This is a genomic window from Streptomyces sp. NPDC098781, from assembly GCF_044759995.1.
Lineage (GTDB): Bacteria > Actinomycetota > Actinomycetes > Streptomycetales > Streptomycetaceae > Streptomyces.
Map to the genome: position 1 here is coordinate 13,124 of NZ_JBIWAK010000013.1, position 26,484 is coordinate 39,607.

The 26,484-nt window shown below is 66.5% G+C and carries 23 protein-coding genes and 4 pseudogenes; 11 read left to right on the plus strand and 16 right to left on the minus strand.

The annotated features are described in order from the left end of the window. Positions 1 to 86: 86 nt before the first annotated feature. The 3 genes and pseudogenes from ACIQWG_RS37795 to ACIQWG_RS37805 all read right to left on the minus strand — a co-directional run. Positions 87 to 573: pseudogene (locus tag ACIQWG_RS37795) on the minus strand (hypothetical protein). Positions 574 to 1,509: 936 nt separating this feature from the next. Next, positions 1,510 to 2,469 (minus strand): NAD-dependent epimerase/dehydratase family protein, encoded by a 960-nt coding sequence (locus tag ACIQWG_RS37800; protein WP_404104688.1) that lies wholly within the window; start codon positions 2,467 to 2,469, stop codon positions 1,510 to 1,512. A 1,386-nt stretch (positions 2,470 to 3,855) separates the two neighbouring features. Continuing rightward, positions 3,856 to 4,297: pseudogene (locus tag ACIQWG_RS37805) on the minus strand (prepilin peptidase); the annotation flags it as partial. A gap of 519 nt (positions 4,298 to 4,816) precedes the next feature. On the opposite strand from ACIQWG_RS37805, the gene ACIQWG_RS37810 reads away from it, so the two are divergent. Beyond that, complete coding sequence (locus tag ACIQWG_RS37810) at positions 4,817 to 5,359, plus strand: hypothetical protein (RefSeq protein ID WP_404104690.1); 543 nt, start codon at positions 4,817 to 4,819, stop codon at positions 5,357 to 5,359. Here ACIQWG_RS37810 and ACIQWG_RS37815 read toward each other — a convergent pair. The 3 genes from ACIQWG_RS37815 to ACIQWG_RS37825 all read right to left on the minus strand — a co-directional run bounded on the left by ACIQWG_RS37815 (position 5,334) and on the right by ACIQWG_RS37825 (position 6,542). Continuing rightward, the gene (locus tag ACIQWG_RS37815) at positions 5,334 to 5,615 is read right to left on the minus strand and encodes an HU family DNA-binding protein (protein WP_404104693.1); all 282 of its coding nucleotides are present in this window, start codon (positions 5,613 to 5,615) and stop codon (positions 5,334 to 5,336) included. The genes ACIQWG_RS37810 and ACIQWG_RS37815 overlap by 26 nt on opposite strands. A 253-nt stretch (positions 5,616 to 5,868) precedes the next feature. Next, positions 5,869 to 6,240, minus strand: coding sequence for a fic family toxin-antitoxin system, toxin component (locus tag ACIQWG_RS37820; RefSeq protein WP_404104696.1), 372 nt, complete (start codon positions 6,238 to 6,240; stop codon positions 5,869 to 5,871). Beyond that, a complete protein-coding gene (locus tag ACIQWG_RS37825; protein WP_404104698.1) occupies positions 6,237 to 6,542 on the minus strand; it encodes a hypothetical protein in 306 nt (101 codons plus the stop codon). The genes ACIQWG_RS37820 and ACIQWG_RS37825 overlap by 4 nt, the downstream gene beginning before the upstream one ends. A 399-nt stretch (positions 6,543 to 6,941) precedes the next feature. On the opposite strand from ACIQWG_RS37825, the gene ACIQWG_RS37830 reads away from it, so the two are divergent. Then, positions 6,942 to 7,454 carry a Shedu anti-phage system protein SduA domain-containing protein gene (locus tag ACIQWG_RS37830; protein ID WP_404104701.1) on the plus strand — a complete coding sequence of 171 codons (513 nt, stop codon included), beginning with the start codon at positions 6,942 to 6,944 and terminating at the stop codon, positions 7,452 to 7,454. A gap of 80 nt (positions 7,455 to 7,534) precedes the next feature. Here the strand turns inward: ACIQWG_RS37830 and ACIQWG_RS37835 are convergent, their stop codons facing one another. Then, positions 7,535 to 7,903, minus strand: a complete 369-nt coding sequence (locus tag ACIQWG_RS37835; protein WP_404104704.1) for a hypothetical protein — start codon at positions 7,901 to 7,903, stop codon at positions 7,535 to 7,537. 481 nt (positions 7,904 to 8,384) lie between these two features. After that, positions 8,385 to 9,434: a hypothetical protein gene (locus tag ACIQWG_RS37840; protein ID WP_404104707.1), complete on the minus strand. Its 1,050-nt coding sequence runs from the start codon at positions 9,432 to 9,434 to the stop codon at positions 8,385 to 8,387. Between the two features lie 1,078 nt (positions 9,435 to 10,512). On the opposite strand from ACIQWG_RS37840, the gene ACIQWG_RS37845 reads away from it, so the two are divergent. Then, the gene (locus ACIQWG_RS37845) at positions 10,513 to 10,668 is read left to right on the plus strand and encodes a hypothetical protein (protein ID WP_404104710.1); all 156 of its coding nucleotides are present in this window, start codon (positions 10,513 to 10,515) and stop codon (positions 10,666 to 10,668) included. A 140-nt stretch (positions 10,669 to 10,808) separates the two neighbouring features. On the opposite strand, the gene ACIQWG_RS37850 is transcribed toward ACIQWG_RS37845, so the two are convergent. Further along, the gene (locus ACIQWG_RS37850; protein ID WP_404104712.1) at positions 10,809 to 11,207 is read right to left on the minus strand and encodes a hypothetical protein; all 399 of its coding nucleotides are present in this window, start codon (positions 11,205 to 11,207) and stop codon (positions 10,809 to 10,811) included. Here ACIQWG_RS37850 and ACIQWG_RS37855 point away from each other — a divergent pair. Beyond that, on the plus strand, positions 11,206 to 11,727 hold the full coding sequence (locus ACIQWG_RS37855; protein WP_404104715.1) for an NAD(P)-binding domain-containing protein: 522 nt from the start codon (positions 11,206 to 11,208) through the stop codon (positions 11,725 to 11,727). The genes ACIQWG_RS37850 and ACIQWG_RS37855 overlap by 2 nt on opposite strands. A 106-nt stretch (positions 11,728 to 11,833) precedes the next feature. Then, positions 11,834 to 12,124, plus strand: a complete 291-nt coding sequence (locus ACIQWG_RS37860) for a hypothetical protein (protein WP_404104718.1) — start codon at positions 11,834 to 11,836, stop codon at positions 12,122 to 12,124. A gap of 524 nt (positions 12,125 to 12,648) precedes the next feature. On the opposite strand, the gene ACIQWG_RS37865 is transcribed toward ACIQWG_RS37860, so the two are convergent. Both ACIQWG_RS37865 and ACIQWG_RS37870 read right to left on the minus strand, forming a co-directional pair. Further along, complete coding sequence (locus tag ACIQWG_RS37865) at positions 12,649 to 13,389, minus strand: hypothetical protein (protein ID WP_404104720.1); 741 nt, start codon at positions 13,387 to 13,389, stop codon at positions 12,649 to 12,651. Further along, positions 13,389 to 14,108, minus strand: coding sequence for a hypothetical protein (locus ACIQWG_RS37870; protein ID WP_404104723.1), 720 nt, complete (start codon positions 14,106 to 14,108; stop codon positions 13,389 to 13,391). The genes ACIQWG_RS37865 and ACIQWG_RS37870 overlap by 1 nt, the downstream gene beginning before the upstream one ends. A gap of 219 nt (positions 14,109 to 14,327) precedes the next feature. Here ACIQWG_RS37870 and ACIQWG_RS37875 point away from each other — a divergent pair, with 219 nt between their 5' ends. From ACIQWG_RS37875 to ACIQWG_RS37885, 3 genes are all read left to right on the plus strand, one after another. Then, positions 14,328 to 14,633 (plus strand): hypothetical protein, encoded by a 306-nt coding sequence (locus ACIQWG_RS37875; RefSeq protein ID WP_404104726.1) that lies wholly within the window; start codon positions 14,328 to 14,330, stop codon positions 14,631 to 14,633. A gap of 76 nt (positions 14,634 to 14,709) precedes the next feature. After that, positions 14,710 to 14,901 carry a hypothetical protein gene (locus ACIQWG_RS37880; RefSeq protein ID WP_404104728.1) on the plus strand — a complete coding sequence of 64 codons (192 nt, stop codon included), beginning with the start codon at positions 14,710 to 14,712 and terminating at the stop codon, positions 14,899 to 14,901. 295 nt (positions 14,902 to 15,196) lie between these two features. Beyond that, on the plus strand, positions 15,197 to 15,853 hold the full coding sequence (locus ACIQWG_RS37885) for a hypothetical protein (protein WP_404104731.1): 657 nt from the start codon (positions 15,197 to 15,199) through the stop codon (positions 15,851 to 15,853). A 235-nt stretch (positions 15,854 to 16,088) separates the two neighbouring features. Here ACIQWG_RS37885 and ACIQWG_RS37890 read toward each other — a convergent pair whose 3' ends face one another. The 3 genes and pseudogenes from ACIQWG_RS37890 to ACIQWG_RS37900 all read right to left on the minus strand — a co-directional run bounded on the left by ACIQWG_RS37890 (position 16,089) and on the right by ACIQWG_RS37900 (position 19,315). After that, positions 16,089 to 16,463 carry a hypothetical protein gene (locus ACIQWG_RS37890; protein WP_404104734.1) on the minus strand — a complete coding sequence of 125 codons (375 nt, stop codon included), beginning with the start codon at positions 16,461 to 16,463 and terminating at the stop codon, positions 16,089 to 16,091. 1,102 nt (positions 16,464 to 17,565) lie between these two features. Continuing rightward, positions 17,566 to 18,417 (minus strand): annotated as a pseudogene (locus ACIQWG_RS37895) (IS5 family transposase). A 529-nt stretch (positions 18,418 to 18,946) separates the two neighbouring features. Further along, positions 18,947 to 19,315: a hypothetical protein gene (locus tag ACIQWG_RS37900; RefSeq protein WP_404104736.1), complete on the minus strand. Its 369-nt coding sequence runs from the start codon at positions 19,313 to 19,315 to the stop codon at positions 18,947 to 18,949. Positions 19,316 to 20,083: 768 nt separating this feature from the next. On the opposite strand from ACIQWG_RS37900, the gene ACIQWG_RS37905 reads away from it, so the two are divergent. The 3 genes and pseudogenes from ACIQWG_RS37905 to ACIQWG_RS37915 form a co-directional block, all read left to right on the plus strand. Beyond that, entirely contained in the window at positions 20,084 to 21,346 is a 1,263-nt protein-coding gene (locus tag ACIQWG_RS37905; RefSeq protein ID WP_404104978.1) for a ParA family protein, read from the plus strand. Further along, a complete protein-coding gene (locus ACIQWG_RS37910; protein WP_404104739.1) occupies positions 21,343 to 22,428 on the plus strand; it encodes a ParB/RepB/Spo0J family partition protein in 1,086 nt (361 codons plus the stop codon). The genes ACIQWG_RS37905 and ACIQWG_RS37910 overlap by 4 nt, the downstream gene beginning before the upstream one ends. Positions 22,429 to 22,624: 196 nt before the next feature. After that, a pseudogene (locus ACIQWG_RS37915) lies at positions 22,625 to 23,327 on the plus strand (DUF2637 domain-containing protein); the annotation flags it as partial. A 1,619-nt stretch (positions 23,328 to 24,946) separates the two neighbouring features. On the opposite strand, the gene ACIQWG_RS37920 reads toward ACIQWG_RS37915, so the two are convergent. Together ACIQWG_RS37920 and ACIQWG_RS37925 are read right to left on the minus strand one after the other, a co-directional pair. Next, positions 24,947 to 25,848, minus strand: a protein-coding gene (locus ACIQWG_RS37920) for an IS5 family transposase (RefSeq protein ID WP_404104980.1) whose coding sequence is annotated in 2 segments (ribosomal slippage) — positions 24,947 to 25,483 and positions 25,486 to 25,848 — 900 coding nt in all. Because the reading frame shifts where the segments join, the coding sequence is not laid out codon by codon here. Positions 25,849 to 25,886: 38 nt separating this feature from the next. Further along, the gene (locus ACIQWG_RS37925; RefSeq protein WP_404104742.1) at positions 25,887 to 26,084 is read right to left on the minus strand and encodes a hypothetical protein; all 198 of its coding nucleotides are present in this window, start codon (positions 26,082 to 26,084) and stop codon (positions 25,887 to 25,889) included. Positions 26,085 to 26,484 lie beyond the last annotated feature (400 nt).

Consider the following 26,484-nt stretch of genomic DNA (forward strand, 5'->3'; position numbering starts at 1 on the left):
CGCCCGCGTCAGCAACGGCTGGCACATCGCCTCCTTCGCCCTGGCCCGCCACGCCTTGCTCTACGAACCGCAGCCCTCGGCCGTAGTCACCTGACCTGCGGGTCTGCGAAGAGAAGGACTCGATCGGGCCTCGACATCGAAGCCGAGCACCGGGTGGCCAGAGTCGCCCTCCGGGTCCATCAGCACCGGCTTGCCCAGCCGCCGCCCGATCTCCCGGAGGAAGCCGCAGAACACAGCAAGTCGATCCTGGCTCTGCAAATCACGCAGGTCGACGTCGAAGTCGACTTCATCGGCGGCATAAAGCGGAAGATCGCCAACACATCTGCCGTCGGCCAGACCCGCAGCTCCGGGCACTCGGCATCCGCCGGGCGAGACAGCACAGCCTCCGCCCGGGGAATCGAAAGCACCGCTTCTCCCTCGGAGTACTGGCACTTCCAGCCCCTTCTCCGCGACAAGATCGAGGGCCGACTGCCAGTCGTCAACCGAAGCATTCGGGAGACGCACGTCTGGCAACGCCCCCATCAGATCGGGGTCGAAGAAGCACTTCACGTCATCCCACAGCAGATCAGCCACCCCGCCATGCTGCCCGGACCGCCGACCCAACGCACCCCCGTTTCCTTGACCAAAGACATAGGGGCACCCCCGCTGCCTGAGCCTTGTCAACGCCTGCTCCCCCGCTTCCAGCCCTACACCCGCGCCCAGGGCGTTCCCGAAATCCTCCAAGTCGCAGCCGCCTAGCGCCCAGGCGGAGCTACGGGACACGTTCGGATGGGGCCGTCTGTCGGCCTCAACATCTCGTTCGACTCGACGGTTCCGCACGCTCGGCCCCGCTCGTCGGGTGGCGGGGCCGGCATGTCCGTGCCGTCAGTTTCCTGAGCGACGCAGTCCTCCAGCTCTACGGCCAGTTCCGGGTCCGGTTTCGGGATCGTGCCGAAACCAGCGTCGTTGTCGACCTCCAAGCGTCGTACGGCCTCGGCAAGGGAATCAAAAAGCGGCACAATGCGGCGTTCCTCGAACCCGCCGATTCTCGCCGCGGTCTGGCCGCAGTCGTGCACTGGCAGCCGAGTGGGCGATTGGTAAGGGATCAGGAAGGAGCGGCAGCTGCCTGAGCCAAGGTGACCGCGTCGGTGGCTAATCTGAGTGCCATGAGGTTTCCAGTGTCAAACATCGCCTGAAATTATCCTCGCATCGTAGCCTACACATCGTTTGGTCCAGTTCTGATCCTGCCCACCAACTGCACGATTCGCGGCACTCGTCGTGGATTCGCCTACATTCTCGGGCAGTTCCGGCTGGGTTTTCCTCTCGAATCCCTTGGGGTTCCGAGCGCTGTGTACCAGGTGCGGCGGGGCGGCCTTAGCGACTTGAGCACCCTAGGCGAAAGGGTGCGTAGGCGAGGTTCCTAGCGGAACTCGCGCTAGCCATGCTGAGGTTTCGGAAGACATCAGAAACTGCGACATTGGTGGCCTGCGATGCCCCTCGGACCGCGGTCGGCCATGTCGGTGAGGCCGGTCACCGTCCGGCGAGCAGCTGCTCGTACCAGGTCACCGTGGCGTCGATCGTGTCCGCGAGCGGGGTGGGCGTGACGCCGAAGGCCTGCTCGAAGGCCGAGGAGTCCACGATCTGGGGCTCGGTGTGCTGGTAGAACATCTCGGCGTACTCGGCCATGAACTGCTCGTCGAACGGGCCGAAGGGCCGGGGCTCGGGCAGAACCACGACGTTCAGGGCCTGGCCCACCCGCTTCTCGATCATCCCGTGGATCTCGCGGGTGGTGACGGCCGGCGCCGTCGGCAGATGCCAGACCCGCCCGTCCCCCTCCGGATGCTCACCGAGGGTGGCGAGACCCGCGGCCACGTCCTCGATGTTGGTGTAGCTGTGCGGCAGGTCGATGTCGCCGAGGGCCAGGACGTCCCCTCCCGTGAGCGCGCCCGGGAAGGCGGCCCCGCCGAGCGAGGAGTTCAGCACGCCGGGTCCGACGAAGTCGGCGGAGCGGGCGAGGACCACCCGGGCTCGTCCCTCACGGTGCGCGGCGAGGTACTTCTCGTCCAGCTCGGCACGCATCCGCCCCTTGCGGCTCGTCGCGTTCCACGGAGAGTCCTCGGTCATCACCGCTCCCCCGGTCTCGCCGTACGGGTAGAGCGTGTCGAGTACGACGAGCCGCGCGCCGGAGGCCTCCACGGCACCCAGGATCGCCTCCTGGATCCGAGGCATGACCTCGACCTGGAGGTGATAGCCGACGTTGACCGCGTGATAGACGACGGCGGCTCCGGCCGTGGCGGCCCGCGCCCCCTCCGCCGTGCTCACATCGGCGGCGAACCGCTCCACTCCGTCCGGCGCGGGACCCTCGCCCTTGCGGTCGACGAGACGCACGGGGTGCCCACGCCGGACCAGCTCCCCGGCGAGGGCGGTCCCTGCGGGACCGGAGCCGAGCACGGCGTGCAGGGAGCGGGTCCGGTCGGTGGTGGCGTTCATGGTGACTCCTTCTCGACTTCTAGGTTACTCATTCTTGAACGTAACCTCTACAACCATCAGTCGCTCTCCGTAGCAGTCGAGGATGTCGCCAGTCGGGATTAGGTTCTCGACTTCGGCTTTATCGATCGTAACGGCGTAGTCGCAGGCGCATCCTCGCCCCGAAACGACCGGCGAAACTTTGATCCGATCGTTGGAATCACGCCTGATGGTGGCGCGAATGACTTGCTGCGCTCCGCTCTGCCGCCCTAGCAAGTCATCGACGCTGATTCTCTTTCTGCTCATGAAAACGTCGACCCTTGTTCGGCTGTGATGCAGCGGTCTCTAGAGTCTCTGCATTCACTACTACGACACCTTCGATATTCGTGCCACCCGACGCGGGATCCGATGCGGCTTCATGAGAGCACCTATCCTATTCTGGCGGGCACGATCCATATGTCGGCGGCGCAGGCGTTCTCCAGAGCAGCCCGTGTGGCGGCTGCCTCGATCCGCGGCCTACTCCTCCGAGACCCCACACCAGACTGCGGCCTACCTCTGCGGCCGGCAGCCCCAATACACCGCCGCGCGTGTAAGCACGCTCCGCCCCCGACTGCGCAGCCCCGGCCGCGTTTTTGCGCAGACGCTGCGCACCGGGTCGTGGGTCGCACGCAATCGACTTGCGTGTTAAGCCCTGCCGCTTGGATGACGCCGTCGGCGGTCGTGCGCTACGCCTCGGGGCCGGGTAACCAACAATGCGCCACCTGGGCGCCGAGCCATGGCCACCCACGCACGAGATCGTCAGGGTGCCGGGCGTGACGGCGCGCCGCGGCTGTGCCACGACGAGGCGACGAAAGGCCACGACGGTCGACCACGCGGAGCCGCAAGCCGGACGTCGGCCGTAACAGCACTCACAGAAAGGAGGGCCACTCCTCAGACAGTGCAACCAGGAAGCTGGCGATGTCCGCCGGAGCCTCGGGGGCACTCGCCCAGTGCATCGGCCGACAACGTCCACTCGCCTAGCCGGAGCGCCTCAGCGATGAACCGGCGGCCTTCGACCGGGCCAATCTCGCGCGCCAAGGCGGCGAAGGCCCGCGCCTGGTTGTCGCAGCGGACGTCGGCACGGGCATAGGATTCCGCCGCTTGCAGCCGCCCGGCCTGGGCCAGGGCCGTGACCAGGGCTGGCAGGGCCCAACGCGTTCCGTTCGGCAACTGCTCTGCGAAACGTACGAGGGCGGTCGCCCCGTCGTAGTCGCCGTTCGCGGCCGTGGCGGCTGTCAGCGCGGCCAGCGCCTCCTCCTGCCAGAGACCGTTATCCACCTCTGCAGTGCCTCCGCGGCGCTTTCGGTCAGGTCTTCGGCCCGGCCGGAGGTCTCCCGATGCGGCCGCGCCCTGTGCTGCTCGAAAGTGAGAGCCGAGAAGTGCGGACGTCCAGCTGCCGCCTGCGCCGGGCAGCAGCGCGGCCACACCGAGCAGGACGAGCGCGGCCGCGGCGAGGGGCAGCATGAGCACGTCGGGCAGCCGGTGCACCGCGGAGTCGACGGCGGCGAGCAACACCACGGCCGGCGCGAGCAGCAGCCAGACCGCCAGCTCGGGGCGGGCTTCTGCGGCTGCCGCCAGCGCCGCGCAGACCACGGTCGCGATGACGGCGACGGTGGACGTGTGCGGACCGTACGTATCACCGTGGGTGCAGCGCAACCGGCCGACCCATCCGTTTCCTACACCGGTGAAGTAGTGCCCGGCAGGACACGCTGCTCGCCACGGCTCATCGAGCGGCACCGAAAGCCGGTACGCGGCCCGCGGTATGAGCAGTCCGGGTGCCTGCACCCCACAGCCCGCCACCCTGATGCTCCAGAACGTCCCCACTGGATGGAGCGCAAGAGGTCCGTGCCGTGTGCGCGGCTCTGACCCTGCCTGGGAGGAACGGGGCGCCGGGCGAGTAAATGCCGGGCACGGTGCCGCGCTTGGGCCCCACGATCGGCGCAGCACGCGAATCACCAGGCAGGCGCCGCACGATGGACGAACTTCGTTTCGACGCGCCCGTTGGGGCCATGGCCATCGGTCACCGGGACAACAGCCTCATGCTCCTCAACGAGGTCGGGGCGCACAGTCTGCGTCTGCAGCTGGAGGTGAAGACGCCAGCGGCCGTTGAGGCAGGGCGCGTGTTGACTTTGGAGACTGTGTTGTGGGCACCGCACGGCACCGGCCATCGGGGCATGCTCGGCACTGCCACCGCCACCGTGGCGTTCCGCCCCGACTCCGTCGAGCGCCCGGAACTGCGGTACTGCTCACCAGCACACAGGTTCGAGCCCTGGATGAACACCGGTCCGGTGACCTGCGCCTGGAGATCGAGATCCGCGCGACCCTGCCTCAGGTGAGCTCCTACCCAAGTGCCGGGGCGACGCTGCACATCGCCGTCGCCGAGAGCCGGTGGCGTCAGCAGCTCGAAGGACTCGGGCCGTTCCTCGCCGTCGAGATGTCCGTGCCGTTCCCCGCCGACAACGAAGGGCGCCAAGAGGCCGTCAGCTACCTCTTGGAGGCACAACGCCGACTGCGGGATGACGATATCGACGGCGCCATGCTCGAAGTTCGCCGCGCGCTGGAGTACATCAAGGTCAACAGCGGCTGGTCCTGGCCCGGAAGCAAGCCCGCCCGCGAACGCACCCCGGGAGAACGCTGGGCTTGGATCCGGTCCGCCTTGGAGGACCAGGCGAGCGGCGCGCTGCACAAGGACGCCGTCACCAGGGAGTTCAAGTACAGCCGCACCGATGCGGAGACGATGATCACCGCGGCGGCGGCGCTGCTGCGCCTGCTGGTTAGACCGCCTCCCCGTGAGCCGCTATCGGTGATGCAGAGGAGAGTCCCCGGGTGTGAAGGACGAGGTCGAAGTCCTACTTGCCCTTGGCGGCGTCCTTGAGCTTGGAGCCAGCGGAGACCTTCACGCTGTAGCCGGCGGGGATCTGGATCGGGTCGCCGGTCTGCGGGTTGCGGGCGGTGCGAGCGGCGCGGTGGGTACGTTCGAAGGTCAGGAAGCCGGGGATGGTGATCTTCTCGTCGCCCTTGGCGACGACCTCACCGGTCACCTCAGCGAGGGCGGCGAGCACGGCGTCGGCGTCCTTGCGGGTCACCTCGGCGCGCTCGGCGAGTGCGGCCACCAGCTCACTGCGATTCATGATGTTACTCTCCGTATCCGTGATGTGCCTGCTGATTCTGCGGGCAGGCCGTGTCCCGGATCATCCTTTCATTGGTGTCGAAACTGGTGGTGCGCCGGTCTCTCCGTCGCAGAACCGGGGCGCGGCGGGTGGCATCGTCGGGCACATGTTCGCCAGATTTCGCCGACGCTCTGTGACCACCCGTTCCGTGTCTTCGGTGCTGACAGACGGGCGTAGCCGGCGACTCGGGCCGCACCGAGCTCCGGCGGGCGCTTCAGCTGCGGGACCAGGCACGCAGCTGCGCTGCGACCTCCTGGACGCTGGCACCCTTGTGCTTGGCGCGCATGACGAGCGCGAGGGCGTCCTCCGGCTCGTAGTCCATGACGACGCCGTTGGTGTTGAGGAAGGTCTCGGCGACCAGCCAGGCGAAGAACTCGTTCCTCCTTTCCAGCGGCTCGTGCAGCGCGATGGTCTCGAGCATTGCCGAGGCCTTCAGCCAATCGCTGGAATACACGTCGCGGCCCATGTAGTGGGCCTGGACCCGGGCGCAGACGGCGTCCAGGACACCCAGGTCGAGGCAGGCCGGGTCGCCCGGGAGAGTCTGTGCGATCTGCAGGAGCTCTTGCGGGGAGAGAAACCGAGTCACGCTGCGTGCCCGCGCTGCGAAGCGTGCAGGTCGCGGCTGCTCATGGGCGCGGGGTCGGGCCACGCGGCCGTGCCGGTGCCGCCGGCAGTGGTGTGGGTGTCCTGGGCGGCGAAGACCTCGGCGAGCTGCGGGACGCGGTCGCGGGTCCGGCCGAGGGCCTTGAGGAACGGGTCTTCGGCAGCCTTCAGCGCCGCGTCGCGGACGAAGTCCTCGGGGGACTTGCCGACGAGGTGGGCGGCCGCCTCGACGCGCGCGTACTCCTCCGGCTCGAAGGCCGGGACCTGGGATCCGTTCTGGTCCATACGAGCGACGGTACCAGCGGGTCCGGCCGGCGCCGAAGTCGTTCGGGCAAGAAGAAGGGAGGCAGCGGTCGTGAAACGGCGGGTGCCCGAGATGGGTGCCCCCGCACCAGGGCGCGGTAGGCGGGGGCCCGAGCCTCGTCGTCCTGTCAGCGATCAAGGCACTGCGACCGTATCGCCGTGCCGCGCTTCCGGCGTCCTGTGCTGGTCGGACGGGTGATCAGGCCTGCACCGGCCCGCTGCCGCTCACCGCAGGTGAGGAAGCGGGCGAGGAAGGGCCTCGTTCCCGAGGTCCGGAAGTGGGCCAAGCGCATCCGGTGGGACGTGCTCGGCCGGTCGCTGCTCTCGGAGCGGTGAGCTGCTGGCCCTCAACCTGAGACTGGTCAACGGCGCGGCACCCCGGTGGCGTCCAACAAGCCGGAACTGATCGAGGGCGCCCGTGCGGACAGCCTGCTGTACCTGATTGACGAGGCGAAGATCGTTCCTGACGGCACATGGGCCGCCCGGAGGTCGACGGCCGCCGCCTGTCTGCTGTTTTGCGAGATCAAGACCCACCTGACATCGCTGCTGGCCAGCGCACCGTACCGGGTGCCAGACGTCTATCAGGTCTCCAAGGACGTCGTCGGCGCCGTGGCGCAGGTGCAGAAGACCGCCTACAAGGCCCAGCAGCTGATCAGCAGTCAACTGCATAGGCACTTCCGGGACGACGGCGCCCCGACCGGCATCGAAGTGTCCACCGTCCGCCCGCAACAGGTGCTAGTGATCGGAAGTCTCAGCGAGTTCAGCGACGGTGGCGCGGCCAACCCGGAGAAGATCACTTCCTTCGAGCAGTACAGGCGGTCCATCCAGGACGTCGAAGTCATCACGTTCGACGAGCTCTACGAACGGGCGTGCTTCATCGTGGAGGACTGCTGAAGCCCGACCGCGCTATGCCGCAAACTCCCGAGGCGTGAGCAGCCAGTCCGCACATCTCGGCTGGCTGCTCCCGCCGGCCGTCAGTGAGTGTCTCGGGCGATCCGTCGGCCGACCGCGACCCACGTCGACTCGGCGCTTCTCTCGGGTACGGCTCCCGTCAGACCATCGAGATGATCAACGGCCTGGCGGGTGACATAGCGATCGGGGTGGGGTGACTGCAGGTAGCGGCGCAGCAGGTCGGCATCGAGGTCCTGGCGCTGGAGGTAGGCAGCGATCGTGCCGACCACAAGATGGTTGTGAGCGAGGGCGTCGGTCAGGGCGTACAGGACCAAGCGCTGCCACTCGCTCTTCCGGTCCTCATGCAGGGTGCCCAGGCTCTGGGCGCGCGCGAGGTAGGCGCAGATGTGCCGACAGTGATAGGTGACCAGTGCCAGCAGCTCCGGCGGCACACCTTCCCCTGTGGAGGAGGGACCAGGCGGCACAGTGCATGCCGCGGGCGCTGGCTGCAGACCATCACGGATCTGCTGCAGGCCTTCCGTCTGTTGAGGTCCACGGGGGATTTCGCCACGGCGCTGGAAACGCCTGCGCGGGTACGAATTGGTCACGACAGTTCCGTCTCCGGCCAGTCCCACGATCCGGCACTCCTGTGTGGCCGAGACGCTGCGAGCGACGCCGTGCGTCTAGGGCCTACCCGTTCGCACCAGACGTGGGCTGGCGCGACACTCGACCGGGCACCGTCGCAGCGCAACGAAGGCGGCACCACTGGCAAAACGATCCGCGACGCAGCGAGGTTACGAGCCCCTGCTGTCGGTCCAGGCCAGTCACGAGAGCGCTCAGAGCTGAGACACCCCGGCCTGCACGCAGGTCCCCCTACCCCCGTCAGCGACGTCTCGTGCACCCCATGGTGGTAGTACCTTGGCGGCTGACCTGTCACACACGGCTCAGGTCCTCGAAGCACGCAGCCTGGGCGATGGCGTATTGGCAAAGGCGGAGCCCGTAGAGGTCGAGGGCGTCGTCAGGGTCGTCCGCGTAGTGGCCGGCAACCGCCGGCCAGTTGTTCCAGGTGGCGCGGGCGGCCGCCCGGTCGCCATCGGTGCGCGGCCGGGCGGCGGCCGATTCTGCCTCCAATCGCTGCTTCAGCCTCATGCAAGCCGCCCATTCAGGGTTGTCCATCGGCTCAACAGCATGATCGCCAGCGGCGAGGATGGGCTCTGCTGCGTGGGCGAGCTGCTGGTCGTATGTCGCGACAGCGGTCAGCCGCTGGGAGATGAACTCATCCGGACGCTGGGGGCGCCAGCGCATGCCGGAGCACATGGCTGTGAGCTCGGCGGCGATCTCAAGGGCGTCCAACCCGCGGTCCGTCAAGGGGCGCAGCACGTACTCCAGGCGCCGGAGCGGCACCGTCTGCGTCCAGGAGACGAGCGCGCGCACCAGCCGGATCGTGCGCTCCGCGTGCCGTACGTCCGTCGCCGTACGACGGCGACCGTTGATCGGGGTGCTCTGGTGAGAGGTTCGTGCTCCTGCCCGGCTCGCGCTCCTGCGAGGGGTGTAGTTACAATCCCCCGCTATCTTCAGCTGACCCACTTCCTTAACCTCAGTACGGGAAGGGGTCTCACAGGAGCTCAAACTGCGGTTATCCACAGGCGAGTTACTTGCGGCGCCCACCGGCTCAGCAGGCACGGGACCGGTCGCACGCTGGTCGATCACGATCCGCGCGGTGTACCCAGTCCCGACGATCGTGTGACCGAGCGCGTGATCGTAGGCGGCCGGGATCACCGCCCCGTACACCGTCGCCGTACGTGCATACCCTGCCTGCCCCCGGGCGCGGCGCGCGTTGACACGGCTGCCGCGCTCCACCCACACCACCGAGCCCATCTCACGCAGGTATGCAACATGCCGGCTGACCGTCGCCCGCGATAGGCCCAGCCGCGACACCATGCCCTCGAGGCAGTACCGGACCTCACCGTTGTCGTAGTCCATGCGCGCCGCCAGGTCCCGGGCGACCGTCAGCGTCGTCGCCGATGCCCGAGGATGAAGCCCCTGCCCCACCAGCCACTCGACCGACCGCAGCCATCGCCGCGGGCCCGAACGTCGAGACCCGGTCCGCGACACCACTTGGTCGCCAACCGGCACCGGCGACGCCGGGAACACCACGGCCCGCGACTCCGAGGTCGCCGGGACCCTCATCGAGACGTCCCGGAAAGCCGGTGCACGGAGGCCACCGCGGTCCGCTCGCAGCGCGAACTGGACAGCGGATGGGGAAACTGTGACCAGGAATACGGCGCAAAACACGCCAATCGGGCATGGATGGGCTGACAGAAGGCAGCACGATGCTGCAACATGGAAGTGCCTCTCCTCTGGCTCGATGAGGGCATGCAAAAGGCGCCTCTGGCGCTGGTTCTGTCGGGAACCAAAGTTCGAACTGTTCGACCAGCTGCTAACTGGAAGAACAGCTCCTTCGGGAGGGCCCGCTAAGCCCAACCGGTGGCAGATGGGACGCCATAGCCGAGGTGAGTGCTAGTCACTTCGGTGGCCGGGCGTCCCGGCGGCAACGAAACCCGCTCAGCGGGCGCCGCCCATCGCGACTACTCCATCTCGCCCCCTTCCGGGGCTGGAGTGCGCTCGCACGCAGACGCCTGCGAGAAGATAAGGAAGGCACCCTGCCGGAGCGACGCACGGATCATCGTCATCGCTTCCACGGCGGGTGCCTTGGTGTGTGCCTGGAGGGCAGTGAGGGTACTCTGCTGCACGTCGAGACCTTCCCTGGATAGGTCCTCGGCCATGGGATCCAGAGCGCCAACTCGGGGATCCCACTGGGTCCGCGAGTCCTACCTCGCGGGCCCTTGCCTTTTTCACGGTTCTTTTGTCCTCGATACCGTACATCTCAGGGATCTCAGAGTGACACCCCGGTATCGCTCGTGTTGCCCACACACAGATGGTTCCTGACGAAGCACCAGAGACCGCACGAGCCCCCCACTCCGCTCCGTGCCTGCATCATGGGCGCCGGACACGCCACACAGCCACGGCCAGACACTTCCTCCGACATGACACACCGCAGATGACGGAACCCCGTCCAGCTACAAACCGGCTCACCCCCGCGCAGCGCCTGGCCCTCTTCGTTCTCGACGGCACACTGGTCGACCGGCAGGCCGCCTACGACGACGCCGTGGTCCGCCTGTGCCAGACGAACAGCTTCAACGCCTCGATTGAATAATGGCTGCTCGCTCAACTGGCATACCGAGCGTACGAGAAGGACTTCGCGCGACTGTGCCGCCTCTACAACCCGGACGAGCCCGCCACCGACCTGTGACAGCAGTACGTCAGCCTGATGGCAGCCGCCGTCACCTCCCGACCTCAGGTACTCGAAGGAATAGCCGAACTCCGCGCAGCAACCTCGACGATCGGCATCGCCACCAACGCGCCCTCCGACATCCAGCGCGCCGAACTCGCCGCAACCGGCCTCACCAGCCTCGTCAGAACGGCATCGCTGTCTCGGGCGATACGGACATCCGCAGGCCGGATCGACGCCTCTTCGAACTCGCAGCCGCCCGGTGCGGCACGAGCCTGGCGGAAGGCGGTTGGATGATCGGCGACAACCCGGAAAGGGGCATCAGCGGCGGCCACAAGGCTCGACTGCACACCTTCTGGCTGCGCGGCCGCCCCTGGCCGGACGGCCTTCCCACCGCGAACCACACCGTCGACAACGTCGCCGAGGCCATCGCCATCCTCCTGAACCAGACGGAGTATCGCCATGGACCAGCCGTCCGTCGGCATCCTCCACCCCGGCAGCATGGGCGCCGCCGTGGCATCCTGCGCCGCAACCAACGCAGCGACAGTCCTGTGGTGTACGGACAGACGCAGCCCGGCCAGCGCAGCCCGCGCACAGCAACTCGGACTGGAACCGGTGCCTACCCTGCACAAGCTGCTGGACCGCAGCGACGTCGTGATCAGCCTGTGCCCGCCGGCCGCAGTCGAGGACGTCGCCCACGAGGTCGCCAGCTTCCCGTACGCGGGCCTGTACGTAGAAGCAAACGCCATCAACCCCGAACGCGCCCTGGGCATAGCCAGGCTGCTCGGACCCGACGCGACCGTCGTCGACGGCGCCGTCGTCGGCTCGCCACCCATGAACGGTAAGAGACCGACTCTGTACTGTCCGGCCCGACCACCGCGACCAAACGCGTGGAGTCACTCTTCACCGGCACCGCGGTGCCTGGCGAATCACGAGCACCGCATCGAATGGGACCTGCGGACCCCATCCCACCCCACCCTTTAAGTAGCGGCTTCGACGTAGCCACTGCCGATGGACGAGCAGAACAGCCAGCTCCCCCGATGGTCCAACGGTCCACGCATGCTCTAGCGGCGGGATCAGGTCCGTCACGATGTCGCTGACCACGGGGGCTCCGATGAGCCGCACCCGCCTGGACCGCATCCGCGCCTCGGTCGGCATCGCCCAACTCGCCCTGCATCAGATTGAAGACGACCTGATGGCCGAAAGCATCGACCAGGCCGAGCTCGCCGCGATCCTGCGTGAACTCGTCGACGCGCCGACCCGCCCGGCGGGCTCACAGCCTCCCTCGCCCAGCTGCTCACCTCCGCCGCGCGCCGGGCGGAGCAGGTCAAACCCCTGGACGTGGCGGTCGGCCAGCGCGCGCAGCTGTCCTGCGCGCTGAGACAGCCGGTCGGCGAGCGGGCCGGGCAGTGCCTCGGAGGTGGCGTGCTTCTCCAAGGTCTGGGCGTGCTAGAGGAGTTGATGTGCACGGTGGTCGGTGCGTGCGACGTTCGCGCAGGACGGCTGGCAGCGATCCAGCCGCGGAGCGTCAGTGACGTCCAGGCGGTGGCCCAGGGCCCGGTCGCGGTTGTAGACGTACATCAGGAACGAGCGTGGGTTGTCGTAGACGGTCAGGGCAGGGTTGCTGAGGATGTTTGGGGCCTAGCGGTGAGTGCGGATCAACCCGGCGAAGGGGGGCCTGGGCGGAGGCGTGGATTGCGCGCCGGGCGGCCGGCCCCGAGATGCCTGTTCCGGCGGCGAGGTCGTCGTCGGTCGTGGAGGGTGCTGAGGGTGTCGGCGGTGGCCCGGGCGGTCTCGATGTCGAGCAGCTCGTGGATGTCGCCGCGGCCGCGGGCTACTGGTGGAGGCGGGTATTGGAACTGTCCGGATACCTCACCCTTGAGAGTGTTAGGCGCGACGGCTGACCTACTCCGGTGGCACAAAGCGTGAGCGTTCCGCTGAAGGGAAGCGACGCCCTTCAGCGTCGAGTAGGTCGATCAGGTCAATGAGCTGGTGCTGGATCCGGACTAGGCGGTCACGGGCTTTGTCGGGCTCACGGGCTGCGAGCTCGACGTAATCGAGGAGTTCTTGCGTCCATTCGGAGAACGCACCGTCAGCAGTGAGATGGGCGCAGAATGTGGCGTAGCCGATGCATCGGCGGTCACTTGCCTCGCTGTCCGGATCAATCATGATTTCACCAATCGCTCTTTGATCCGTCCGGAAGATCCGGAAACACTCTGCATCCAAGGTGTGCGCGTCTCCGAGGGTCCTGCTTACCCTGTTGAGGGTGAACATGATCCGCTGGTTCGCCCGGTTGCTCCCGAGGTCCAGGAACTGAAGATCCCTGCGGAAGATCTCGGCCCATCCCAGGTACTCAGCGAACAGGAACGCAGTGCTCCTCTTCACGTAAAGGGCTTGCTCTTCAGCGCCCGCCAGCAGGAAGGCACTCGTGAATCCCCTCCTCCCCCGAAGGTCGACTTGGTAGCCCGTGAGGATGTTGAAGATCCTGCTCTGAAGATCGAAAGCTGCCCATAACAGCGCATCCCGGTATCGGCTCATGTAGTCCCTGCGATCGCGGGACTTCGCCTGAGCCTGCAGCCGATGCCCCAGGACTGCCGTAAACACCGCGCCCATAACGGCGATCACAGCCGATACGACTGCGATCATTAGCAGCCCCCGTTTGAGGTTCCCGATGGGGATGAGTAGGGTGGTTGAAATCCGTCGCTAATTGCAGTGCTCTCCCGTCTGGAACGCTGGCTGACTCCGGGACGGCCGCCTGAGAAAAGCCAAGGGACGGCGTCCGGTGTGCCGATCTTGGCCTTGCCGCAGGGGTTGGAGACGAGTGCGCGGACCAAGTCCGCCAGTGATGCCGGGAGTACGACCGGCGCGGTGCCGAACGTGATCGTGACGGACTCTTCGCCGAGCTGGGGGTCGTCGACGGTGAGCTGGGTGATTCTGGCGATCTTCTGCGCGTAGAGGAGCAGGAAGCGGCCGGCGACTCGATCCTGGGTGGGCAGGCTGTTGTCGTGGAGAAGGCGTCGGGCGTCGTCCCAGCGTTTCTCGCTGTCGATGGTGCTAGTTGGGCCGGTCCAGCGGATCGTGCCGAAGGTGAGATCGCTTGCATGCCGGTGTTGAACCGACCAGCGGATGAAGTGGCCGGTCTCGTTCCTGTAGGTGACGTCCGGGGCGGAGCCCCACTGCTCGACGGCGGCTTGCGTGCACGTGCCGAGAGTCAAGCCGTTGCTGGCCTGCCAGTCGAGGCAGTTGGCCGCCGCGGTGACGTGGCAGCGGACGTTCAGGGCTTGGAGTTGGGTGGTATGCCCTTCGCCGAGGCGGAGCTCCAGGTGGGCCGCTCCGGCCAGGGCCACCTTCTGTTGATGCACCACTCCAGACCATCCCTTCTGGAGGGCAGATCATGCATGAAACAGGAGCACCTCGGCAACACGCCTGCTCAGGCGGCTAGTTCGTAGTAGGGATTGATTCCTTCGGCCCGTCGCCCTGAGCTCACGACCTGCGACTTCTCACCCATCTGATGCAATTCCTCGGGGGTCGGCGCACCCGGCGCTTATCGCGGTGCGCATAGGAACGGCATCGTGGTCCTCCGTGTGATCGACGGCGACATCATCGAGGTCTGCGGCGATGGCCAAGTCGTGCCGAAGGGCCGCGTAGCCCGTGAACGGCTGCTGGAGATCGACACCCCGAAACACGGCGCCTGCTTCACCGATGACGCGACCGCCCGCACAGCCACACTGCTGCCACCAGGAAGACGCGGGCGCGCCGAACGGGCCATGCAGCTCGTGGACCGCTACGACCGCTACCCCCTGTACCTGTGGAACGAGCAGGGCACCTTCGTCAACGAATCCCTGGTCGAAGCGGACACGCCGAGGCCACCCTTACCCACCCAAAGATAAGTACTGGAGCAGAATCTCCGGCGCCGAAAACACGGCCCGCCAAGCCAGCGCCGGCTTGTGGAGCGCCTGCCCCGACATGTCGATCAAGTCCCCCACCCTCTCCGAGACCCCACCGGACACACCAGCGCATCCGAGCCTGCCGGACGGCCCACCGGCCGGTGTCCCCGACGTGGACTGCTCCGACCTGTCCGGCCCCGTCTGGGTCGGCCCCGAGGACCCCCACCGACTCGACAACGATGGTGACGGCATTGGCTGCGACGCCAACTGAACTGCTACGACTCCCGCAGGTAGATCGCCACGCCCATCCATCGCCAGCAGCGGGCGACATCGACTCTCCGCAATCACGCGAGACTGCTGAAATCCAACCAGCTCGCCGATTCACAGAATGTGAAATGCCCCCAGCGGGCAGAATCCTGACCATGCCCCGCCGCGCCCGGAAGACCGCCAGTCCCACGAAGCCCCTGAACAGGCCCCCTGTCAGGGTCGGCCGGGTCGACTTTGCGGCCATCGTTGGCACACTGCGCAAGCTCCACGAGGACGCAGAGGACCCAGAGATTGGACGGATGGCAGCAGACGCCGAACTGTTCCAAGCCCTGCTCTACCTTGAATCCCATGCTGCCGCCCTCAAGGACGACACGGCACGGCGCACAGCCGCAGTCCAACGCGTCATGCTGTGGGAGTACCTCCGTGAGCAGACCGACCTCCACCAAGCACAGGCGATCGAGCATGCACGGACTGCCGGTGCTGCCTGGGCCGAACTCGCGCCAGCACTCGCAGTGAATGCCCCCAGCGCGGCATACAACAAGGCCCGGCGCTTGAAGGTCGCCGTCCTTACCGATGCCGCAACCGAGAGCGGTCCAGTACGTCGCACTCCTGAAGCAGTTCAGAAGGTTGAGCAGCAGGTAGCTGCCCGTGCCGCCGTAGAACGGCGCGCTCAACAGGACGCGGCGCGCCGGCATCAATTGCTCGCTCCAGTCGCCCGCCGTCTGATCGAGCATCGGCAAGGCTTGGACGACGGCGACGACGTCACCTTTTGGTTGGATCAGATCGCCTCAGTTCTTCCCAACTGCCAGACGCCAACTCAGATCGTCAGCCTCGAAACCTATGTAGCAGCGGTGGTCAGGCACTTGAGAAAGGCCGGGGCTGCGAGTGGTCGACTCGCGGGCATGGACACCGATGCCCAGCTTGCTTATGCAGCTGCAGCAGAGGTCGTCCCCTGAGGAGCACGACAGTCCCCCCATCGTATCCGTAGGTCCCTGCTCCGCTACGCCTGAAAGCCTGATCCGGGTCCGCGGCCGGCTGCGGACGAGCCCGGGGCCGTCCAGGTGGCTACCGTGCGGATGGTTCGCATCGGCTGCATCGAGGTTGCAGCAGTGTCCGAGGAAGCAACGGAGTCGGGCCTGACCTGGGGTGACACTCGGCGTGCCGCAAGCCGTTCGAGCGCCCGTACCGGTATCACTCGAGGTCTTCCCACGTCCAGAAGACAGCAGCGTTGCCATCGGGCTCCCGCCCGAATCTGAACCGGTTCCGGTGGTCCCCGAGTCCGATGAACGGATCGAAGTGCCCAGCGGCAGGGGGCTGTGCGGCCAGGGGCGCGGCTTGCTCTGGTGGCCTGGCCGCCCGCCGACTGTCCAACGGCCGGGCTACGGCGCCCGGGCCGTCGACGGAGACGTGGGTGCGCTTGCGTGCCAGCAACGCGTCCACCTGCTTCTGCGCCCGGGCCACCAGCAGCCGGGCCACGGCATACGGGTCGTCGAGAGCGACATGGGCGCCGCTGCAAATCCTGTCCCTGCTGCTCGCCTTCTCCACCGCCCTCAACATCGCGATCACCGCAAGCCTGATGGACCGCCGCTCCGGTGTCGGCCTTCCCAGGCGATACTCACCGGCACGGGCAGCGCAGCCACCAGCCTGGGCGTCTACTTCGCCGCCATCGCTGCCTTCAAGTGGCCAGACCCGGCCCGGGCTTCCGGTGCCCGCAACCGCAGCCCGGTCAGCTAAGCCAAAGACAACAACCTTTCCCCCCGCCGCGAGATCCACGATCTGGTTGTGAGGCCAGCTCACACAGCCCAAGCCTTCCTCCGACAGCTGCTGTGACGGCCCCGCGCCCCCGAAGAGTGCCCCGGGATGCGGGGTCTTTCGTGACCGAGGGCCGAGTGGTTGGACGATGGCGACAAGCTATCCGCTCGGTGAGATACATCCGGTTGCTCGCGTGCCGGTGGTGATTACGGCGTAATGACCCTGAGCATCTGCTCCTCGTCTGAAGGATGCGGGTGTCAGCCGCGTTCTGGCGTTCAGGCGTGATTACGCCGTAATCACGGTGCTGTGGTGGCTTGCATCGGCGGCCCACTCGGTGACAATCCGGGCGGGCTCGGTGTCGGCTGCGTCGTGTGGCGTCCCTGAGGGACAACGGCCTCGGGGCGAGCCGGGTGATTACGTCGTAATCACGTTCGCCGCAGCGACTGGCCTGCCTGCTCTAGGTGCGTCGTGGCGAGTGCCTGCGAGGCGTGCAGTTCGTGTCTGATGCCATTGCAGGCGTCTCCCCATGAGCGTCCCGAACTCCGGAGCGACGGTTGCCTAGAAGGTTCACCTGCGAGAGAGGGCCCGCGTGAGCCCAGCAGCGATGGTGGTAGCGAGGACCCAGCCAGCCACGATCAGGGCTGCAACGGGTGGTGCTCAGCGGGCTTCACCGCCGGCGGAGGATGGACCGCGAACACCAAGGCCGCCGAGACAAGGAGGACCAGCAACCACGTCGCGGCACGCATCGGCCTAGCCGTAACCGACCGTCCAGTCCTGGAGGATGCCCCACCAGCGCAGGGCCGCTGGCTGCACCGTGCGCCGCCGCGGGCACTGCGACAGCGTGACGTCGCGTGCCGCGTCGTCGAGGCCCTGCCGTAGACAGACTGCAGGGAGCTTCGGCCCAGGCAGGTGGCGTTCACGCCCCAACCGTCGTCGCAGCTGACCGATCGCTTCCGGATGATGTGCGGAGTCGTCGGAGGCAGATGATGCTGCAGGCGAGTTCCAGGAGGCCCTGGTGGAGGCCGGCGCGGCGTTCGTAGCGGATCCGCAGTCGTTTGAACTGGTGGAGCCAGGCGAAGGTGCGCTCGACGACCCAGCGGGTCTTGCCCAAGCCGGTGCCGTGAGCGACGCCGCGCCGTGCAATGAGGGGCTTGATGCCGCGCTGCCACAGCAGTCGGCGGTACTTGTCGTAGTCGTAGTCGTAGCCGCGGTCGGCGAAGAGTCGCTTGGGTTTGCTGCGCGGACGTCCCCGCAGTCCCCGTATTCGGGGGATTGCATCCAGCAGCGGGATCAGTTGGGTGACGTCATGCCGGTTCCCGCCGATCACGGACACGGCCAGCGGGGTTCCGCGGCGGTCGACGATCAGGTGGTGTTTGGAGCCGGGGCGGCCTCGATCGACCGGCGACGGCCCGACGTGGTCCCCCCTTTGAGGGCCCTGACATGGGAGCCGTCGATCGCGCAGTCGTCCATCTCCAGCAAGCCGGTCTTGCGTAGTTCGGAGAGGAGTTCCGTGTGCAGGCGGGGCCAAACACCGGCCTCGGTCCAGTCCCGCAGGCGGCGCCAGGCGGTCACGCCCGAGCAGCCAACCACACTGGCGGGCACATCCCGCCAGGCCACACCCTTGCGCAGCACGTAGACAATGCCCACGAGTGCAACACGGTCAGGCACCCGAAGCCGGCCTGGGTGTCCGGTGCCTTCGAGCGGGCTGCGGCGGCAGCAGTGGGGCTATGCGCTCCCACAGGTCATCAGAGACAAGATCATCGGACACCCCGTAGACCCTGCCGACAAAGATCACCGGCTGCCAGCCGACACGCCGATCTCATTCTGAAACGATCAGTAAGAGACAGGGTCCCTTCGACTCCAGGAGCCAGGCGGCATCATCCTGACGGCCTGGCGCTGATACCAAGCACCAGACTGACTCCACGCAGAAGCGATTACGGCGTAATCACCATCCCGTGATGGGCTGGGCGTCACACCCAGCCCTCAAGAGGACCAGCTACCAGCAGTAACAGGCTGGCGAGGCGGCTGAGCCGCGCGATGGCTCCCGAGGACCGATCGGTGCGGACGCGGTACGGGTGATTACGACGTAATCACCCTCGCGGGGTCTCGGACTTGTTCGCGCATGCCGATGAGAGGTCCACTGACAGCCTCGCCTAGCGAAGCTCGGAGCAGCCGTTTCAGGACCTTACCTCCGAGGTCACATGAGCTGAGCAGTGATGGTGTTAGTGAGACCCCGTCGACATCGATCGGAGCCGTAGCCAGGCACTCCTGTCAGCCTTCCGGAGCGCACGGCAGGTTCAGCGACTGGCGGTGCTCTCCTTCATGGCGGTGACCATGTATTTGAAGCCCTCCTCCTTCTCCAGTCCGAGCTCGTGCGTGAGCGTGTCCAAGTTGGCCCGCACGACAGGGTGCTCGCACTCCCGAGCCACAGACAAGAATTGCTCATAAGGCACTCGCTGGTAGTCGTAGCCAAAGCGATTGATCGTGGCGAGCAGGACCAGCTGCGCCGCAACCAGGCGGTCGAACCGGAACCTGTCCTTCTCCCCGCGCGTCGCGCCGTCCAGGAACATGAAGACCGCGCGGAACTCACGATCGTCGTCCGCCAGCCGACGGCTGAACTCCTTGAGCGACAGCATCTGCCCGTCCTGATAGAGGGCGTCGGCCATGTCGGCCAGGTGGTCACGGAAGAAGTGGTCTCTATTGCTGCCACCGTCGTAGGAAGCCCCGCGTATAAGTCGGCCTTGGTCCACGCAGCGATGTTGATTTTCATCGCTTCGAGGAACCGTCGATCAGAAGCAGCCGCGACAACACTGTCGACGTACAGTGCCTGTCGTTCGATCAGGCGGCACGCAGCCACCAGACACAGGATCCGGTACGTGAATGAGCGCACGTAGTAGCCGGACCCCGCGCACGAGCCTCGCATGAACAGCCACCCGTGTCCTTCATGCTCAAGGAAGTTCCACAGCCGGTTCCGCATCGCACCGCCGGTTTCGAGGAACAATCCCTTGTACATAGCGATGCGGTTGCGTAACTCCTTCTGCTGCTCGTAGGCGTACTCGATGTCCAACTTGCGACGGTGGAACCGCTTATCGAATCCGTACTTGAGTGACGGCGTGACCAGGGCGACCACGAGGGCTACTGCCGCAGAGACTACGGCGGAGGCCAGCGAGACGGGGAGCGATGACCAGGCAGATCCCATGCCCTGAGGGAAGTGCCTCGCCTCCGGCGTGTAAGAGGGACGACGCTCGCACGGCGGGCTAAGACCTATGTCAGCGGCGGTGTCTTCAGGCACTCGCGGTCGGAGCATGAACCGTGCCGCGGATGACCACGTCGTAGTCACCGATGGGGCCAGCGGAGCGTCTGACACCCCAACAGTTGCATGAACTAACGTGTCGGTGCCGCAATGGATCTTGGACGTTAGTATGGTGTCCCTCATGACTTCGCCAGCCACGCCCAGCGACCGCGAGAAGGTTGTCTCCAAACTGCCGACTTGGCTCCGGCAGAACCTCAAAATCAGAGCCGCTCAACACGGCATCGAGATCCAGGCCGCGGTCGAGCAAGGCATCCGAGACTGGTGCAACCTGGCCGCCACAACTGCCACCGTTGACACTGCCGGAGCCGACTCCTTCTCCACGTTCCTGCCACCGGGCCAATGGGAGGAGTTCCGGCAGATCGCCGTCGACCGGAAGGTCTCTCTCATCCAGGGACTCGCCCAGTCCATCCAGCTATGGCTCGACTCCAACCCCGCCCCCGACGTGGCACGGCCGGAGATCACCCGCCGCATCGTCGTCTGCAACCAAAAGGGCGGTGTCGGCAAGACAGCCATCACAGCAGGACTCGGCGAAGCACTCGCCGAAGATCCGAACAACCTCCACGCCGTACGCGTCGCCAAAGCCCTCACCAAGGCGCTCCGGGCAAGCGAGGCTCACGCCGGCGAAGCAGAGCCGGAGAACCCGCTCGACATCGAGAACCTACCCGGCCCCGGACTGCAGGTCCTGCTCGTCGACTTCGACCCGCAGTGCCACCTCACCAACCAGCTCGGTGCCGCTCCCCTGCCACTGAACGGCGACAGCCTCACCAACCACATGGCGGGCGACCCCAAGGGCGACCTACGCGACCTCATCGTCTCCGTCGACGACGACAACTTCGACGGCCGACTCCACCTCTTGCCCGCCTGCAACGACGCCTTCCTGCTTGACGTACGGCTGTCCGCCGTCCGGGCGCGGGAAGCCGCCCTGGAGAGGGCACTCGCTCCACTCGAAGCTGATTACGACGTAATCATCGTCGACTGCCCGCCCAGCCTCGGCCTCAGCATGGACGCTGCTGCCTACTACGGGCGACGCCGTGACGCCGAGAAGCCCGGCCAGTCCGGCGCCTTGATCGTCGTCCAGGCAGAGGACAGCTCCGCGGACGCCTACGAGCTGCTGACCACGCAGATCGACGACCTACGCAACGACCTTCAGATCGACATCGACTACCTCGGCATCGTCGTCAACCTGTACGACAGCCGCCGCGGGTACATCGCCACCTCCTCCCTCCAGGGATGGGTCGACATAAAGGATCCGAGGGTCGTCGGACTCATCGGAGACCTCAAGGAACAGAAGGAAGCCGTCCGAGTGAAGATGCCCCTGTTGTCCTACGCGCCCAAGTCGCAGCAGTCGATCGGCATGCGTGCACTCGCCCGGGAGGTCCTGTGAGCAAGGCCGACCAGCTGGGAGCGGGCAGGTTCGGCGGGGGAGTGCGAACGGTCAGCGCCCGCCGTCAAGCCGTGGCCGCTGCTACAGGCGTGCCCACCGAAGGTGTCGCACCCCCGACCGAGCTACCCCTCGACCGCATCAGCCTGAATCCAGACAACCCCCGCTCGAGCCTCGGCGATCTCACCGACCTCTCAGGCAGCCTGAAGACCCACGGCCAGAAGCAAGCCATCACGGTCATGAACCGTGATGCCTACGTGAAGGCCAACCCGGATCGCGAAGCAGACCTCGAGCCGGACACCACATACGTCGTCATCGATGGCAGTAGCAGGCTCGCTGCCGCCCGCGAAGCCGATCTCGCTGCAGTCAAGGTGATGGTCAGTGACGACCAGGGCTCCACATCTGAGGAATTGCTGGAATCAGCCCTGGTTGCCAACATCCACCGCCAGGACCTCGAGGAACTCGACGAAGCCCGCGCTCTGCAACGTCTCCTGGCCATCCACGGAAGCCAGAGGTCCCTGGCCAAGAGGCTTCACCGCTCTCAGGGCTGGGTGTCTCAACGACTCGCACTGCTCAACCTGACGCCAGAACTCCAAGCTCTCATCGGTGAAGAGCCCATCGATCTCCTGCGGGCGGTCGGCAACAAGCCGCACGCCGAACAAGCCGCCGCCCTCGACGAGCTGAAGACCGAACGGACCCGCAAAGAGACGGACAAGCTCTCACCCAAGCCCCAGGCTTCACCGGAGACGGCGGCTCCGGGCGAGCCCCCAACTGGGCATGCCGACATTGACTCCGGCGTAATCAATAAGGATGCGGCGAAGGCCCAGTCCAGTTCACCCGAACCCCGCCCTGAGGCAGAGTTGTCAAACAGCGACGAGGCGACAGCCGTCCCGTCGGTTCCTGTACAGGCAATCGCAAAGGAGACAGCCGCCAGCGGGCGAGACCAGCAGCCGAAGCGATTCCCCTATCAGGACGGGGCAGACGCGGCATGGTTCTTGATCAACAAGATGCCGCCGGACGAGTTCAACAAGATGCTCGAGCTGCTCATCAATCACCGCAACACCCAGGCCGTCCCCTCGGACTGAGCCGAGGAACTGCTCGGCGATCCCAACGGAGACGAATCTGGGCCTAGGGGCCACCCCGCACCAGAGGACTGGCCCCTAGGCGCCGGGCTTCCTGCCAGTACAGGACCATCGGCGTCCTCTGGCACACCACAAACCGGGTCAGTCCGTGGGAGTGTGAGAGCTGCTCAGTTGTGTGGCTTGGATAGGGGAGTGGGACGTGGCTGCGGGGACTGGCGAGACACCCCAGCTGACCCGAGCACATCGGGTCCTGATCGCCGTGGTCGTGTTCGGCGCCGTCATCATCGCCGGCATCGGCTTTGCGGGTTCGTACGCCGCCGTCCGTGAGCTGGCTGTCATGAAGGGCTTCGGGGACTTCAGCTACGTCTTCCCGATCGGCATCGACGCGGGCATCTGTGTCCTCCTCGCCCTGGACCTGCTGCTCACCTGGATCCGAATTCCCTTCCCCCTCCTGCGGCAGACGGCCTGGCTGCTGACGACCGCGACGATCGCGTTCAACGGTGCTGCGGCCTGGCCCGACCCGCTTGGTGTCGGCATGCATGCCGTGATCCCGATCCTGTTCGTCGTCGCTGTCGAGGCCGCCCGCCACGCGATCGGGCGCATCGCCGACATCACCGCCGACAGGCACATGGAAGGCGTTCGCTTCACCCGCTGGTTTCTCTCCCCGCTGCCCACGTTCCTGCTCTGGCGGCGGATGAAGCTGTGGGAGCTCCGCTCCTACGAGCAAGTCATCAAGCTGGAACAGGAACGCCTCGTCTACCAGGCCAGCCTCCGCTCCCGCTTCGGGCGTTCCTGGCGCCGCAAGGCCCCGGTCGAGTCCCTGATGCCGCTGCGCCTGGCCCGGTACGGTGTCCCGCTCGCCGAGACAGCACCCGCTGGCCTGGCAGCTGCCGGCATCGACGAGTTGCCGATCGGCTTCACCTTCACCGTCGAACGGGCGCCCGCCTCAGCCCGCTCGGAGGACGCCGCTATCGAGGCCGCGGTCGCAACACACGAAACACCAAGCCCCGATAGGCCTGAAGCACGCAGCCGCCAGGCCATGGCCCTGAACGCGGCCACGGAGAAGTTGTTGGCCCCACCACCGCGGAGGGGCCAGGCGGATGAGGACGCGGCCGAAGGCTTCGCCGAGGCCTACCGCGCCTGGCTCACGGACTTCCAGACCGAACCCACCGCCACCCAGTTCGCGCACTGGCTCCAGCAACACGGCACCACCACCGGCGCCGGCGAGGCGCTCAACGAAATCCAACTGGAGCCTCTGCTCCTCGTCCTCAAAGAGCGCTACGGGCCACGGTCTGAACCCGTCGCCGGGGGAGAGGAACAGACGGACGACGAACGATCCTGGCACGAGTACTTCTACACCTCCTGGAGCACGTATGAGCAGGAGCACGGGACATACCCGGACGCTGCTGCCCTCGCCACGTATGTCTTCGAGCGGGACGGGATCACCGGCCCGGGCGGCCGGCCTCTCACCGGTGAGGACCTGACGGCATTCGTCAACGAGTTCCAGCAGAGCGAGGTCGGCGAGGCCGACACGCAGGTGGGTGCCGCAGCCGGCGAAACGGGCAAGGCCCAGGTGCCGCGGCCACGCGAGGAGGAACCCGAGTCTGCCGGTGCCGGCGTTGGAGCACAGGCAGCGAAGGATCAGCGTGGCCCCCGGCTGACCGCGATGGTCGACGAGCTCCCCGACCAGGAGAAGAAAGAGTCGCCCGCCGCGGCGACCGAACTCACCACCGTCGACCGCTACTACTTGGCATGGGCGGAGTTCCTGACACAGCGCGGTGACGAGTTTCCGTCCTCGTCGCAGGAAGCCCAGGAACTGTCTGCCTACCTCGCGCAGGAGAAGGGCATGTACGGTCGCGGTGGAAAACCAGTCAGTCCCTCCAACCTTCGCCGCTACCTCGTGGCCTTTCGGATCTACACCCTGTGGGCTGAGCAGCGAGTGCGCAGCGACGTGCCGTCGCTCGACGTCGTTGCGCAGCAGTGCGCAACGCAGGGGATCACTGCGCAGCACAACAAGCCCATCACACCTGACTACATTGGAGAACAGGTCGACCACTTCGAACGGCGCTGGCAGGCCCTCACCCACCACCACGCTCAAGCCCAGCTCTGACACCTGCCCGCCTCGCCTGCGTAATGAGGTCGCCCCCTACCGCTTCGCAAGTTGCACAATGGGAAAGGATCAGGTCAGGCTGACATTGCGCAGACTTTCCCATCATTGCGCAGCCCTCATGACCGACCATCTGCTTGGCCCGGAGATGCGCAATAACCGCCCCTGATTGGCGGCATCGGGAGCAGCCGCGCGAACCCTGCACATCGCGCCCCGGTCGGGGACCGTCACCCATCGCGCCCCCCAGAGCCCGCTGCGCAGTCCGCGATCTGTGATCGCCCCGGGCGGACACGGAGGTGGCGTGATGCCCTTCGGACAACAGCTCGAAGTCCGCGCCGGCATGAAGCGCAAGGCGCGCCGCTCGTGCGGAGGGGCTGTCGTCCAGGGCGAGCGCGGATTCAAGGTCGCTGCGGATCACATGCCTAGTCTGCCGGAGCTCTGCCGACCGGGGCAGCCGTCTGCCGGGCAGGTCAGGCAGAGGATCTGTCGGCGGGTGATGAGGCAGCAGGCGAGCTTGAGGAACGCTTCGTGGATGTCGGCTCTGCGTTCCCACCGGGTGCGAAGGCGTCGGAAGCCGTGGAGCCAGGCGAAGGTCCGCTCGACCACCCACCGGTAAGTGCCCAGTCCGGTCCCGTGCATGGTGCCGCGGCGGGCGATAGCCGGGACAATGCCGCGGGCGCGGCCCTGGTCGCGGTAGATGTCGTGGTCGTAGCCACGGTCGGCGAACAACGAGTCCGGCTTGCGGCGGGGACGGCCGACCTTGCCGCGGACCGGCGGGACCGCGTCGAGCAGCGGCAGCAACTGCGTGACGTCGTTGCGGTTGCCCCCGGTCAGCAGGACCGCGAGCGGGGTGCCGTGCCCGTCGGTGATCAGATGGTGCTTCGAGCCGGCCCGGCCCCTGTCGACCGGTGACGGGCCCGTATGGATCCCCCTTTTAATGCCCTGACGTGGGAGGAGTCGACCACACACCGGGACCAGTCCAGCCGGGAAGCCGCGTTGAGCTCGGCTAGCAGGGCCTCGTGCAGCCGCTGCCACACGCCGGCCTCGTTCCAGTCCCTCAGACGACGCCAGCACGTCATGCCCGACCCGAAACCAAGATCTTGGGGCAGGTACTCCCACTGGATCCCGGTGTGCAGCACGTACAAGATCCCACACAGCACCGCCCGGTCCGGCAACGGCTTACGACCCGGATACCGGAACCGGCGCTCACGCTGCGGCAGCAGCGGCTCGAGGCGGTCCCACAGCTCATCCGACACGATCCACGGCGACGTTCCCACACCGGACCGAACGCTCAACTCCCGCCTCGGACACGGCAACCAGGATCGGTCCACCTCTTTGTGTTAGCCGCTGTTAGTCAGGTGAAGAGAGCAGCAAGAGCACTCGTCACGGCGGCTGCGAGGGTGATGGCCGCAGCGAACGTTGGCGCGGCACGGGTGAGAGCAGTTGGGAAGGATGCGCCGCCCATGCGCGCGAGTTTGCCCGCGCCAGCTGCGACCAGTAGCGCTACGACGATCACGAGGGCAATGGTGAGAAGAATGACGGCGACGTTCACGGCACGCTCCCTGTCCACGGTGGGCTGGTGACGTAGTCGAAGGTCGCCGAAGCGCTGTTCGACAGGGTCCGCCGGAGGAAGCTGCACACCAGCGAACACGACTCTCGCAGGGGAGAGCGAGTGCAGGACAGGCGGAACCACGACGGCGACAACCCAGCACTCACCGAGCTGCGGAGAAGGCTGACCGACGCGCTGGCCGGCAGCCGGTTGGAGAACAAGGACCTTCCCTTCCGGGCGGGGCTTGGGCTGAGCGACCGCCACCCTTTCTTCCAGTCCGGTTTTGGCAGCGCCATCTGTCCGACGTCCCGAGAGCGGTCCTTCCCGCGCTCACGAGGAGTAGCAATGTGACGGCTTTGCGGCTACATCAACGACGTAGAAGCCATCACTGATAGCCCACTCT